The organism is Candidatus Centipeda massiliensis (assembly GCF_900290285.1).
Taxonomy (GTDB): domain Bacteria; phylum Bacillota; class Negativicutes; order Selenomonadales; family Selenomonadaceae; genus Centipeda; species Centipeda massiliensis.
On record NZ_LT985754.1, the window covers coordinates 246,483 to 259,661 of the forward strand.

The following is a 13,179-nucleotide window of genomic DNA, read 5'->3' on the forward strand; positions in this document are numbered from 1 at the left end:
TGCCGCAGCGGGGGAGGGGAACCATGCGCAGCATGGTGGAAGGGGAGCTTTGGACGATGCGGCGTTTCCATCGTATATGCCGAGGTTCTGCGAAGGGAATCCCCACAGCCTATCATGTCACAACGGTTACTTTTCTTGTATTGATGCAGGGGGTTCAGTTGGGCAGGACGGCACAATAATTTCATCCAACAAGCTGATGAAGGCTTCTTCATCAGCTTTTCTCACTAAAGGAAACATTTTCTATGTCATTTTTTAAGGACTTATTTGGTGGCGGCGACACGAAGGAAAAGCCGCCGGAACTTTCGCCCGAGGCACGGCTGGATGCGGAGATTGCCGTAATCTTTCGCATGCTTGCCGATTCGATGGGGACGGAGCGCCTTGTCATTCAGGCGGGCAAGATGAATGCGATGACGCTCATGCGCTCGGAGAACCGGCGGGAACGCATACTCGCCCTCATGCGCATCCTAGAGGAGGATCCGCTGCTCGCCCCACCGCCGTCCGAGGCGGAGATTCCGGAGATCCTAAACCGCATGACGGAGCAGCTTGCGGGGATCCTTGCGCGGCGCGACCTTGAGGATCGCATCGAGCGCAAGGTGAACGAAAAGCTTGAGAAGGATCATGAGGAGTATGTGGACGATATCCGCCGGCAGGTGATCTCGGAGGAAAGCCCCGGTGCGGAATCGCCGCACGACAAGAAAAAGCGCGAGGCTCTTGAGGCACTGGAGACGGTTCACCTCACGCAGTCCGTCATGGAGCTGCTGCGTCCGCGCAGCTTCGACGAGGTGGTCGGGCAGGAGCGCGCCGTGCGCTCCCTTATGGCGAAGCTTTCCTCGCCCTATCCGCAGCATCTCCTCCTCTATGGACCGCCGGGCGTGGGCAAGACGACGGCGGCACGCCTCGTGCTGGAGGCGGCAAAGCAGCGTGCAGTATCACCATTCGGGGAGAACGCCCCCTTCGTGGAGACGGATGGCACGACGCTCCGCTGGGATCCGCGCGACATGACGAACCCTCTGCTCGGCTCTGTGCATGACCCCATCTATCAGGGCGCACAAAAGAGCCTTGCGGACAGCGGCGTCCCCGAGCCAAAGCCGGGACTCGTGACGGATGCACACGGCGGCATCCTCTTCATCGACGAGATCGGCGAGATGGATGAGATGCTGCAGAACAAGCTGCTCAAGGTACTGGAGGACAAGCGTGCCTATTTCGAGTCGGCGTATTACGATCCCGATGACAAGCGCGTCCCGCCCTACATTCGCAAACTCTTTGAGGAGGGCGCCCCTGCGGACTTCGTCCTCATCGGCGCAACAACGCGCGATGCGGAGCACATCAATCCTGCGCTGCGTTCGCGCTGTGCGGAGATTTACTTTGAGCCGCTGACACCAGCGCATATTCACATCATCGTGGAGAATGCGGCAGCGCGGCTCAACGTGCGCCTCGCCGAGGGAGCAGCACAGCTCATCAGTGAGTACACCATCGAGGGGCGCAAGGCGATTAACATTCTCGCCGATGCCTACAGCCTCGCGCTGAACCGCCTTCCGGATGCGGAGATTGAACGCATTGTTTCACGTGAAACAATCGACGATACTTCGATGAAGGGGGCGAATATGCCCGCGGCAGCGGACAAAGAAAATGTTTCACGTGAAACAGAGAAAGAATCTGCTCCTGTGCAGCATGTTTCACGTGAAACAAAAGCAACGCCGCTTCTTGTGACGAAAGACGACATCTACGAAGTTGCACAGGTCAGCCGCCTCTATCCATACGGGCGAAAGAAGGCATCGGATACACCTGCCGTCGGACGGGTCTTTGGGCTCGGCGTCGCAGGCTTTCTCGGCTCCATCATCGAGATTGAGGCGGTCGCCTTCCCTGCGGCAGAGAAAGGGAAGGGGACGGTGCGCTTTAATGAGACGGCGGGCAGCATGGCAAAGGACTCCGTATTCAATGCGGCATCCGTCATGCGCCAGCTGACGGGGCGTGACATCCATGACTATGACCTTCACGTCAACGTGATCGGCGGTGGGAACATCGACGGCCCCAGCGCAGGGACTGCCATCCTCGCGGCAATCGTGAGCGCGGTGACGGGTGCGGCAATCCGGCAGAATGTGGCAGTGACGGGCGAAATTTCCCTGCAGGGCGAGCTGAGGCCCGTGGGCGGCGTCTTTGAGAAGGCGTACGGCGCACGGCAGGCGGGCATCTCCACGCTCATCATCCCGTGGGAGAACAAGAAGGACATCCCCGAGGAGCACCTTGGGCTGACGATCCATCGCCTGAAGACGGCGGAGGAGGCGTTTGCCGTGCTCTTTGCGGATGAAACGTGGAAGGAGAAAGGAGAATCTCATGGCGGAAGGACGCATTCCCCCGCAGAGCATTGAGGCGGAGCTGTCCGTCCTCGGCGCGATGATGCTCAAACCCGCAGCGGTCACACAGGCAATCGAGCTGCTGCGCGCGGATGAGTTTTACCGACAGGCACACCGCGCCGTGTTCGAGGCGATGGAGGAACTGGTCAAAAATGGGGAGCCCGTCGACATCGTCACCGTGACGGAACTGCTGAAAAAAAAGAATCTCATCGAGCAGGTCGGCGGCATCTCGTTCCTCGCAAATCTGACGAACAGCGTGCCGAGCACGGCAAACCTTGCACACTACGCCAAGATCGTAAAGGAAAAGGCAATCCTGCGCTCCCTTATTGACGCGAGCACGGAGATTGCAGGGGCGGCCTATGAGGCGAGCGAGGACATTGCCGAGCAGCTCGACGATGCCGAGCGCAAGATCCTTGCGATTGCGGGCGGACAGACGACGGGCGCCTTTGTCCCCATCAAGGATGTGATCTTTGATGCCGTGGATCGTGTGAGCGAACTCGCAAAGGCAAAGGGCGGGATCACGGGTCTCTCCACGGGGCTTACGACGCTCGATGCCGTGACGCGCGGGCTCCAGAAGTCCGACCTCATCATCGTTGCCGCACGCCCGGCAATGGGTAAGACTGCTTTCGTCCTCAACCTTGCAACGCACGTTGCCCTGCAGGGCGGGACGGTGGCATTCTTCTCGCTCGAAATGCCGCGCGAGCAGCTGATGCACCGCATTTTCTGCGCCGAGGGACAGATCGACGCGACGCGCCTCGCACGCGGCGAGCTCGATGATGAGGAGTGGGAGCGCCTCGTCAAGGTCGCCGACCGCATGATGAAGACGAACCTCTACTTCGACGATACCAGCAGCACGACTGTCCTTGACATACGCACACGTGCCCGTCGCCTCAAGGCGGAGCATGGGCTCGATCTCATCGCCATCGACTACCTCCAGCTGATTCAGGCACCGGGACGCGCGGAGAACCGCACCCTCGCCGTTGCGGAGATGACGCGCTCGCTCAAGGTGCTTGCCCGTGAGCTGAGCGTTCCAATCATCGTCCTCTCTCAGCTCTCGCGCGCCACGGAGGGACGCTCGGACAAGCGCCCCATGCTCTCCGATCTGCGCGAGTCCGGCTCCATCGAACAGGATGCGGACATCGTTATGTTCCTCTACCGCGAGGACTACTACAATCAGGACACGGAGAATGCGAACATCACGGAGCTCAGCATCGCCAAGCACCGCAACGGTGCGACCGACACCGTGAAGATGTTCTTCCAGAAGGAGTACACCCGCTTCCGCGATCTGGCACGTGAGGCGTGATGAAACTGTGCAGCATCGACATGGGAAATGTTTCACGTGAAACATTTTGCGGGATCCCCTCAAAAAAGAGGGGATTTTTTTTGTCATTTGTGCTATGATGAAGGAAGTACGATTCATGCGTGATTTCTGCACGCATTTTACAAACGGGTAGGGGAGGAAGCGTTGTGTTAAAGAGTATTGCGATCATGACGAGTGGGGGAGACAGCCCCGGAATGAATGCGGCGGCGCGTGCGGTTGCACGTACGGCACTCTATGAGGGCGTGCAGGTCTGGGGCATCAACGACGGCTACCACGGTCTGCTCGAAGAGGATATGCGGGAGTTGCAGTCCAAGGACGTGGGCGATATCATTCAGCGCGGCGGCACCTTCCTTGGGACGGCGCGCTGCAAGCGGTGGCAGACACCGGAGGGACGCCGCATGGGGCACGAGAACCTCATCAAGCGCGGCATCGAGGGGCTCTGCGTCATCGGCGGCGACGGCTCGCTGCGCGGCGCACAGCTGCTCTCGGAGGAGTACGGATTCCCCATCGTCGGTCTGCCGGGCACGATCGACAATGATGTCTGGGGCATGGACTACACCATCGGCTGCGATACGGCGGCGAACACGATCATCGATGCGATCAACAAGCTGCGCGATACGGCATCGGCACACCGGCGCGTGATTGTCCTTGAGGTCATGGGGCGCAACTGCGGCTGGCTCGCGCTCGTTGCGGGCATCTCGGGCGGTGCGGAGTACATCCTCGTTCCCGAGGAGGAGTTCGACCTGCAGCAGATCACGGACAACCTCACGTCTGCGTACGAACACGGGAAGCGCTACATCCTCATCGTGGTCGCCGAGGGTGCGGCGAGCGGGCAGGAGGTCTGCGACTACATCGCAAAGCATACGGACATCGAGACGCGCGTCTCCGTGCTCGGACATATTCAGCGCGGCGGCTCGCCATCGGTCATTGACCGCGTGCGTGCAAGTCAGCTCGGGGAGCAGGCGGCACTTGCGCTCATCTCCGGACTTTCGGGCGTCGTGTTCGGCTACAGCAAGGGGCACGTCGTCTCGGTCAATCTCTACGATGCCGTCAACAACAAGAAGAAGCTCGATCCGGACTATCTGCATCTGGCGAAGGTGCTGTTCTGAGGTCAGCCTACTGTGCAGGGTGTCTGATATGCCGTTGGATTTTCCCTATATTGTCAAAATACACACGCCCGCAGAAAGGATGATCCCGTGGCAAATATCATAGCGATTGCCAGCCAGAAGGGCGGCGTCGGCAAGACGACAACGGCGGTGAATCTCGCCGCCGCTGTTGCGCGTGCCAAGCGCCGCGTGCTGCTCGTTGACATCGATCCGCAGGGGAATTCCACGAGCGGCTTTGGCATTGATAAAACGATGCTCATGTCCACGACCTATCGTGTTCTGGTTGAGGGGCGCAGTCTTCGGGAATCGATTGTCACGTCGGACTACCGCGTCGATGTCCTACCCGCGAATGTGGAACTTGCGGGTGCCGAGGTCGAGCTGGTGGAGATGGAGCGGCGGGAGACGCGTCTTCGGGATGCCCTGAGCGAGGTGGCACACGACTATGACTACATCTTCATCGACTGCCCGCCGTCGCTCGGGTTTTTGACGCTGAACGCCCTCACTGCGGCACATGCCGTTCTGATCCCCATTCAGTGCGAATTCTACGCATTGGAGGGGGTGGCGCTTTTGATGAACACCATTCGGCTGGTGCAGGAGAACATGAATCCGGCGCTCATGGTGCGCGGCGTCGTCATGACGATGTACGACAGTCGGACGCGGATCGCGACGCAAGTCGTCGATGAGGTGAAAAAAGTTTTTGGCGCCACGGTCTACGAAACACTGATTCCACGCAATGTGCGCCTCTCGGAGGCTCCGTCGTTCGGTCAGCCCATCACCTCCTACGATATTACGTCGCGTGGAGCGGAGAGCTATATTGCGCTGGCGAGGGAGGTCATGAAGCGTGAAGAAGGCTAAGACAGGCGGCTTGGGACGCGGCCTTGGCGCATTGGGGCTTGGGAAAAACGTCATCGTGACAGGTGCAGCATCGGCAGAGGCGTCCGCAGCAAGGGCAGTGTCGACCACCGCCCCGCCCGCACCGCAGCCCGGAACCCCCGCCGAACTCCCCGTAGAGGCGATTGCACCGAATCCCTTTCAGCCGCGGCGTGAGTTCGACGAGGCGGCACTGGAGGAACTGCGTGAGTCCATTGTGCTCCACGGCATCCTTCAGCCCCTCTCCGTCCGCGCGATTGGCGCAGGGCGCTATGAACTCATTGCGGGGGAACGTCGCCTGCGTGCCGCAAAGCTCGCAGGACTTTCGACCGTGCCCGCCGTCTTTCGCACGGCATCGGATGCCGAGATGGCGGAGATGGCGCTCATCGAGAACATCCAGCGCGAGGAGCTGAATCCCATCGAGGAGGCGCACGCATACCGGCGGCTGCTGACCGAATTCCGCCTCTCGCAGGAGGAGCTTGCACGGCGCGTCGCACGCAGCCGCTCGGCAATCGCGAACTGCGTCCGCCTCCTGCGGCTTGCGGAGGAGGTACAGGCATTCATCGCGAACGGTGTCCTCACCATGGGGCAGGTGCGCCCCCTCCTCGCCATTGAGAGTACAACGCTCCAACGCGAGGCGGCGGAGTACATCCAGGAGCACGAGCTGTCGGCACGCGGGGCGGAGGCACTCGTCAAACGGCTCAGCAAGGATCCAAACGCCCTCAAAAAGACGGCGCAGACCGCGCCGAAAGAGCGCACACCGGACATCTTCATGCGCGACGCAGAGGAGCGGCTGACCCAGAGGCTCGGGACGAAGGTGCGCATACAGGAAGGGCGTGAGCAGGGCAAGGGACGCCTTGAGATCAGCTACTTCTCCGTGGACGATCTCGAACGCCTCATGGGACTCCTCACCGGCGAGGGCGCAGAAAAGGAGGATAAGCGCGCGGCGCTGCGCGCCATTTCCACGCAGAACTTTACGGTGTGAATCTGCGAGAAACGTAGGGAAGAAGGGAAGAAAGCATTGTTTCTGAACAATCTCGTTAACTATGTTGCAGCCCACGCGACACCACTCCTGCTGACGTCGATGCTGCTCATACTGATTTTATTGATTCTTGTTGTCTATACCATGGTGCGCCTCTCGACGATGCGCGCGCGCTACCAGGAGATGATGCGCGGCTCGGAGACCGAGGATCTTGAGGGGATGCTGATCCAGCACATCGACGAGGTGGAGCAGGTCGCGGCGACGAATGCACGCATTCTTGAGGAAAACGAACTCATTCGGCAGTTTATCCGTAAATCCCTCGTACGCACGGCCATGGTGCGCTTCCGTGCCTTCGAGGACATGGGCGGCGACCTCAGCTACGCCGTCGCCATGCTCGACGCGAACAACGACGGCGTCATCTTTTCAAGCATCTTCGCGCGTGCGGACTCGCGCAGCTACATCAAGCCGATCAAGAACGGCTCCTCAGAGTATCCGCTCACGGACGAGGAGAAGGGCGTGCTGAAAGAGGCAATGGCACAGCCCCTGCCGATTAGCTATTAAGGAATCGCTGATAAAATGAAGTCCGTCGTATTGGTGCAGATTTTTTGTCCTGCCAAGGAGACAAACCGGACGCATAGCAAGGGCTATGTGGAGGATTTGTCGACACAGGCAGGGCGAAAAAGATGTGCTAAGGCGGCAGTGCTGAATTTATCAGTGCTTCCTTAAGGGGCGCCCCCACCGGCTCGCAGAGCTCGCCACCTCCCCCCCGTATCGACGGGGGAGGCTAATATGCCGTTATCCAAAAGCCTGCCCCGCCACAGCGGGGAAGGGGAACCGCGGAGCGGTGGAAGGGGCACTTCTGCCAATATCAAGAAAACCTGCTGGCACTCAGCAGGTTTTCATTTTATTCGGCTAGGATAGAGAAACATGACGGCTTACTGCAAGCTCCTCGCAGAACCCTCGTTACGCAAGTGATCGTGCGCTTATTCGCCTAAATTCCTGCGGATTCCAAACGCGCTTCGCTTGAACGATTAAAATCCGCAGGGGGCGAAACGCACACTTTGCTCACTTGCTCCACTAGGGTTTGCTACGGAGCATTGCCGTGAGCAGTATATTTCCTAAGGAATCGCTGAATTTATCAGTGCTTTCGCAGTATCATCAGGAGAACGACTTGAACGAAGAAAAACGTTATAAAATCCAATTCACCGACAACGCAGAGGACGTGACGCGCACCGTCCGCCTCTCCCTGCGGTCCCTGCGCCTGCTTGCCGTGGGTGCGGGTGCGGCGGTAATTGCCTTTGCGGCCGCCGCCGTGCTCTCCGTCTACACCCTCATGACCGGATATCAGCACGATGCCGAGACGGCACAGCTGCGCGAGGCGAACCGCATCCAGCAGGAGCAGATTCTGCAGGTAGCGAAAAGGGCATCCGCCCTTGAGCAGGATCTCGACGCGCTGCACCGCTCCGAGGACGGGCTGCGTTCCATCGTTGGCGCACCGCCGGCGGCGGAGGACGAGACGGTACAGGAGGGGACACAGGCACCCACGGGGGGCGCATGGCATGAACTCACCACGGCAGATCTGGACGAGGCTCTTGCCATGATCGATACACGGCTCACGGCACGCCGCTCCTCCCTCAACCTCCTCGCAGAGGAGATGCGAAAGAATTACCCCGGCGCAGGCGTCTTTGTCGCCGACGACGGTCCGCACACAACGCCGTCGATCTGGCCGACGCAGGGATATGTCAGTTCACCCTACGGGCTGCGCTTTGGCGGGACGGAGTTTCATCCGGGGATCGACATCGCCGCCGAGATGGGTACGCCCATCGTCGCAGCTGCGGATGGCGTCGTCACCGCAGCGGGCTGGAACGGCGGCTACGGGAACATGGTCGACATTGACCACGGCGACGGCATCGTCACGCGCTACGGACACGCCTCTGCCCTCGCCGTCAGCGTGGGACAGCAGGTGCGGCGCGGTGAAACAATAGCCTACGTCGGCTCCACGGGGCGCTCCACGGGACCCCATCTGCACTACGAAGTGCGCGTTGATGGGCAGCCCGTCAACCCCGCAGCGTATTTATAAGGAAGGTTTGCAATGAAAATTATGATATGCCTGCTTGCCGCAGGGCTCCTCGTTCTCCCTGCATGGGGCGTGAGCGCGGAGAAGAAGGAGATTCACACGGTCATGACGGCGGAGGAAGGATCTCCCGCCGCACAAGCGCCGCCGCAGGAGACAGCCACACACGCCGAGGCGGAGGAGGCGGCTCTCGACGAGGAGATGGATGAACTCGGAGAGGAGGCCGCAGGCTCGCATGATGCGGCGACACCTCCTCCCGCGCAGAGACATGCCGCAGCAACGGCACTCCCCGCTGCAAAAGAGCCCGCACCGCAGGACGGTGGGCACGGGATCGGCATTGCTCCCGTGACATCCGACGATGCTGCCTACGGCGCGGCGACGGCGATCGAACCCGTGACGCTCGCGGACGGCGACTGGGTATTCATCGAGGGGGATGAGCGGCGCGGCTGGTTCTTCGACCGCTCCAGGATGCGGCGCAACAGCGACGGCACCATTTCCTACTGGCAGCTCATCCTCTACAACGACTTTGGCAAAGCGCAGTTTGTGCGCGCCATGCACGATGAGGCGTACGACGGACTCGCCTACACCTTGCAGCGGCGCGTGCTGAACACCAAGAAGAACACGATCCGCACCTACGAGATCCTTGCATACGACAATGCAAACGCCCTCATCACGGACGGCGACCGCGACGGGCACGCCGCCGAGATTCATCCGAACACGATGGCGGCAAAAGAGCGCGACGCCGTGAAGAAGGCGGCGAAGAAAATAAAAAATAAACAGCATACATCTTGAGAATAAATGTCGTATATTGACATTTGTCATAGAACCTGTTAGAATCAACGAACAATTAAGGAATCGCTGATAAAATGAAGTCTGTCAGATTGGTACAGATTTTTCGCCCTGTCAAGGAGACAAACCGGACGCATAGCAAAGGCTATGTGGAGGATTTGTCGACGAAGAGAGGGCGGAAAAGATGTGCCAAGATGGCAGTGCTGAATTTATCAGTGCTTCCTTAAAATACGGGAGAGGGGAGTTCTCTCCCCGTTTCCGAGCAAAAATATCTAAGGGCAGAGCCTATGATATTGCGCCTGCGCTGCGGAGCAAAGTGCCTCCAAGACGCGCACAGGGTTCCCGCAGAAATGACGGAGCCTTCCCCTTCGAAGCGGAGTTTTCTGATGGAAGCCCTGTTTCCCCTTGAAAAGGAGACGACAGAATTGCTGCGTGCAGGCGGCGCTGCGGTGTTTTCGTGTGCAGAACACCGGCAGTGTCCGCCTGGTTCGAGAGGGCTGTTCGTCGTGCCTTTGGGTACGGGGGACAGCCTTTTTTCGTATTGCAAATTTGTTTGGATACATAGCAAAAGTGTGTTTCTTTCTGCCTGTGCAAGGTGTATAATGATAAATATTTTTCTGGATTTGCCATGAGGACGCCCACAAGGCGCCTGTGTATTGTTAGGAGGGATCATGTGAGTAAGAGGGAGAGCTTGTGGGAGGCCTATCTCGCAAAGGGCATGAGTCGGCGCAGTTTTTTGAAGGGCTGCGTGACGCTCACGTCGCTGATGGGGCTGAGCACGGACATGATGACGAAGGTCGTCGAGGCGGCGGAGACGAAGCCGCTGCCGGTGGTGATCTGGCTGCATGGGCACGAGTGCACGGGATGCGATGAGTCCTTCATCCGCTCGGGCGCACCGCTTGCGTCGGATCTCGTACTCAGCAGCATCGCGCTCGAATACAGCCACGTCCTCAGTGCGGGCTGTGGTGAGCCGTTCGAGGAGCACCTTGAGACGACGATCAAGAAGTACCACGGCGAGTACATCCTCGCGGTGGAGGGCGCCGTCGCAACGGGTGCGCACGAGTACACCTGCATGTCGGGCGGGCACCCGTTCTCGCATACACTTCAGCGTGTTGCCGAGGGCGCAAAGGCGGTCATCGCATACGGTACCTGCGCAACGGCGGGCGGCATCCAGGCGGCTGCGCCGAATCCGACGGAGTCCAAGGGGATCCGCTCGTTCATTGGATCGAAACCATACATCGCCGTGCCCGGCTGCCCGCCGATCCCCGAGGTCATGACGGGCGTCGTCATGCACGTCGCGCTCTTCGGCACCCTGCCTCCGCTCGACGGGGAGGGGCGGCCGCGCCAGTTCTACGGCAACCGCATTCACGACACCTGCTACCGTCGTCCGTTCTTCGATGCGGGCATGTTTGCCGATCGCTTCGACGATGCGGGCGCAAAGGCGGGCTGGTGCCTCTACCACCTCGGCTGCAGAGGGCCTGAGACGTATAACTCCTGCGGCAATCTGCGCTGGTATCAGGGGCTCTCGTACCCCATCCAGTCCGGTGCGCCCTGCATCGGCTGCAGCAACGCGAATTTCTGGGACGATGCACCCTTCTCAAAACGCCTGCCTGAGTATGACGGCATCGACGTCGATATGGTCGGCGCAGGGCTTGCCGTCGCTACGGCGGTCGGTGTCGCGGCGCACGCGGGCGCAAGCCTCGTGCAGAAGAAATGCCATGAGAAGCAGATCGAAAAAGAGGGAAAGCAGGTGCATGAATGAAACACGTAGTTGTCGATCCGATTACCCGCATTGAGGGGCATCTGCGCGTCGAGATCCAAGTCGATGAGGCAACGGGCAAGGTTACGGATGCCATCTCCTCCGGAACCGCGTGGCGCGGACTCGAACTCGTCATGAACGACCGCGATCCGCGTGACGCATGGGCGTATATCCAGCGTATCTGCGGCGTGTGCACGTCGTCCCATGCGCTTGGCTGTCTGCGTGCCGTGGAGGATGCGTTCGGCATCACGATCCCGAAGAACGCGCACTACATTCGCAACATCATCGCAGCCTGCCTCGGCCATCAGGATCACATCATCCATTTCTACCACCTCCACGCCCTCGACTGGGTCAGCCCGCTCGAGGCACTCAAGGCGGATCCGGCGGCGACGGCGGCGCTCCAGAATACGGTGCTCGCGACCTACCGCCTACCCTTCCGCGGTCCTCAGGGTCTCGATACGGAGGCATACCCGCACGACTTTCCCGTCTCGAATGCGGACTACTATGCCGCGATCCAGGCGAAGGTGCAGAAGATTGTGGAGAGCGGTCAGCTCGGCATCTTCTCCGCGCAGTGGTGGGATCATCCGGACTACCAGATGCTGCCGCCCGAGGTGCATCTCATGGCGATCTCCCATTACCTTGAGATGCTGGACAAGCAGCGCGATCTCGTTGTGCCGCACGTCGTCTTCGGCGGCAAGAATCCCCATCCGCACTACTGCCTCGGCGGGATGCCCTGCTCCATCTCGATGGAGGACGGCAACGCTCCGATCAATGCCGCGCGCCTCGCGATTGTTGACCGTTCGATCCAGTCCGCGCGCCACATGATGAACGACTACTATCTGCCGGATGTGCTCGCCATCGGGCATCTGTATGTGCAGAAGGGTTATGTCTCGGGCGGCGGGCTCGCAAAGGAGCGCGTGCTCGCGTTCGGCATGTTCCCCGAGGAGCCGTTCTCGGGCGCGACGAATGGCGATTTCTTCAGCAAGCTGCTCGTACGTTGTAATGGCGTTGTCGAGAACTTCGCGGGCGGTGTGATGCAGGCAAAGGTCTATGACTTCAAGATGGAGGATGTGTCCGACCCCGAGGTCATCAGCGAGAGCGTTGAGCACGGCTGGTACGAGTACAGCGGCGGCGACAGCAAGGGGCTGCACCCGTGGGACGGTGAGACGAAGCCGCACTATACGGAGCCGAAGGAAGGAACGAAGACCGAGTGGAAGGCGCTGAACGAGCAGGGCAAATACTCCTGGCTCAAGACGCCGAAATGGCGCGGCAAGCTCTGCGAGGTCGGCCCGCTCGCGCGCTACATCGTGCTCTACACGAAGGCGAAGCAGGGGCTGCTCGGCGAACTGAGCTGGGCAGAGAAGATGATCGTCGATCAGATCGACGCCGTGACGAAGGTGCTCGGCGTACCGCCCGAGGCATGGCTGCCCTCGACGGTCGGACGCACGGCGGCGCGCGCACTCGATGCGCAGCTGCAGGCGGAGATCAGCAAATATTTCTTCGACAAGCTCGTCGCGAACATCAAGAGCGGCGACACGCGCGTCGTGAACAACGACAAGTGGGATCCCTCGACGTGGCCGAAGGAGGCAAAGGGCGTCGGCTTCTACGAGGCACCGCGCGGCGGACTCAGTCACTGGGTCGTCATCAAGGACGGTAAGGTGGCGAACTATCAGGCTGTTGTACCGACAACGTGGAACGCCTGCCCGCGCGATGACGCGGCAGGACATGGCGCATACGAAATGTCAATGATGGATACGCCGGTCAAGATCGCGGACAAACCACTTGAGATCGTGAAGGCTGTGCGCTCGTTCGACCCGTGCATGGCGTGCTCGACCCACCTCTTCAACGCAAAGGGGGAGAAGATCCGCGTCGTCACGACCGACCCCTACGCCGGCGTGCGTGTGGACGAATAGGGGGCGATCCG

At 60.2% G+C, this 13,179-nt stretch carries 12 protein-coding genes and 1 riboswitch; all 12 genes read left to right on the forward strand.

Annotated features, from left to right (window positions below; genetic code table 11):
- Nucleotides 1-242 precede the first annotated feature (242 nt).
- The 12 genes from C8273_RS01255 (at nucleotide 243) to C8273_RS01310 (ending at nucleotide 13,168) form a co-directional block, all read left to right on the forward strand.
- Nucleotides 243-2,369 carry a S16 family serine protease gene (locus C8273_RS01255; protein WP_106626049.1) on the forward strand — a complete coding sequence of 709 codons (2,127 nt, stop codon included), beginning with the start codon at nucleotides 243-245 and terminating at the stop codon, nucleotides 2,367-2,369.
- Complete coding sequence (gene dnaB, locus C8273_RS01260; protein ID WP_106626050.1) at nucleotides 2,335-3,657, forward strand: replicative DNA helicase; 1,323 nt, start codon at nucleotides 2,335-2,337, stop codon at nucleotides 3,655-3,657. Before C8273_RS01255 ends, dnaB begins: the two co-directional genes overlap by 35 nt.
- A gap of 164 nt (nucleotides 3,658-3,821) precedes the next feature.
- Nucleotides 3,822-4,784: a 6-phosphofructokinase gene (gene pfkA, locus C8273_RS01265; RefSeq protein WP_106626051.1), complete on the forward strand. Its 963-nt coding sequence runs from the start codon at nucleotides 3,822-3,824 to the stop codon at nucleotides 4,782-4,784.
- An 87-nt stretch (nucleotides 4,785-4,871) separates the two neighbouring features.
- Nucleotides 4,872-5,636 carry a ParA family protein gene (locus C8273_RS01270; protein WP_106626052.1) on the forward strand — a complete coding sequence of 255 codons (765 nt, stop codon included), beginning with the start codon at nucleotides 4,872-4,874 and terminating at the stop codon, nucleotides 5,634-5,636.
- Nucleotides 5,623-6,636, forward strand: coding sequence for a ParB/RepB/Spo0J family partition protein (locus tag C8273_RS01275; RefSeq protein ID WP_106626053.1), 1,014 nt, complete (start codon nucleotides 5,623-5,625; stop codon nucleotides 6,634-6,636). The genes C8273_RS01270 and C8273_RS01275 overlap by 14 nt, the downstream gene beginning before the upstream one ends.
- Nucleotides 6,637-6,672: 36 nt before the next feature.
- Nucleotides 6,673-7,194, forward strand: a complete 522-nt coding sequence (locus C8273_RS01280; protein WP_106626054.1) for a DUF4446 family protein — start codon at nucleotides 6,673-6,675, stop codon at nucleotides 7,192-7,194.
- Nucleotides 7,195-7,209: 15 nt separating this feature from the next.
- Nucleotides 7,210-7,359, forward strand: a complete 150-nt coding sequence (locus tag C8273_RS12875; protein WP_234343769.1) for a secretion protein HlyD — start codon at nucleotides 7,210-7,212, stop codon at nucleotides 7,357-7,359.
- A 445-nt stretch (nucleotides 7,360-7,804) separates the two neighbouring features.
- Nucleotides 7,805-8,713 carry a M23 family metallopeptidase gene (locus C8273_RS01290; RefSeq protein WP_106626055.1) on the forward strand — a complete coding sequence of 303 codons (909 nt, stop codon included), beginning with the start codon at nucleotides 7,805-7,807 and terminating at the stop codon, nucleotides 8,711-8,713.
- A gap of 12 nt (nucleotides 8,714-8,725) precedes the next feature.
- Nucleotides 8,726-9,499 carry a hypothetical protein gene (locus tag C8273_RS01295; protein ID WP_106626056.1) on the forward strand — a complete coding sequence of 258 codons (774 nt, stop codon included), beginning with the start codon at nucleotides 8,726-8,728 and terminating at the stop codon, nucleotides 9,497-9,499.
- Between the two features lie 74 nt (nucleotides 9,500-9,573).
- Nucleotides 9,574-9,723: a secretion protein HlyD gene (locus C8273_RS12880; protein WP_234343772.1), complete on the forward strand. Its 150-nt coding sequence runs from the start codon at nucleotides 9,574-9,576 to the stop codon at nucleotides 9,721-9,723.
- 17 nt (nucleotides 9,724-9,740) lie between these two features.
- A riboswitch (molybdenum cofactor riboswitch) is annotated at nucleotides 9,741-9,891 on the forward strand.
- Between the two features lie 278 nt (nucleotides 9,892-10,169).
- Complete coding sequence (locus C8273_RS01305) at nucleotides 10,170-11,258, forward strand: hydrogenase small subunit (protein WP_106626057.1); 1,089 nt, start codon at nucleotides 10,170-10,172, stop codon at nucleotides 11,256-11,258.
- A complete protein-coding gene (locus C8273_RS01310; protein WP_106626058.1) occupies nucleotides 11,255-13,168 on the forward strand; it encodes a nickel-dependent hydrogenase large subunit in 1,914 nt (637 codons plus the stop codon). Before C8273_RS01305 ends, C8273_RS01310 begins: the two co-directional genes overlap by 4 nt.
- Nucleotides 13,169-13,179: the final 11 nt, after the last annotated feature.

Excerpts from the sequence above, each read along its gene's own strand:
- dnaB (WP_106626050.1), top strand. The coding sequence starts at position 2,335 with ATGGCGGAAGGACGCATTCCCCCGCAGAGCATTGAGGCGGAGCTGTCC.
- C8273_RS12880 (WP_234343772.1), top strand. The coding sequence starts at position 9,574 with ATGAAGTCTGTCAGATTGGTACAGATTTTTCGCCCTGTCAAGGAGACA.
- C8273_RS01255 (WP_106626049.1), top strand. The coding sequence starts at position 243 with ATGTCATTTTTTAAGGACTTATTTGGTGGCGGCGACACGAAGGAAAAG.
- C8273_RS12875 (WP_234343769.1), top strand. The coding sequence starts at position 7,210 with ATGAAGTCCGTCGTATTGGTGCAGATTTTTTGTCCTGCCAAGGAGACA.
- C8273_RS01295 (WP_106626056.1), top strand. The coding sequence starts at position 8,726 with ATGAAAATTATGATATGCCTGCTTGCCGCAGGGCTCCTCGTTCTCCCT.
- C8273_RS01310 (WP_106626058.1), top strand. The coding sequence starts at position 11,255 with ATGAAACACGTAGTTGTCGATCCGATTACCCGCATTGAGGGGCATCTG.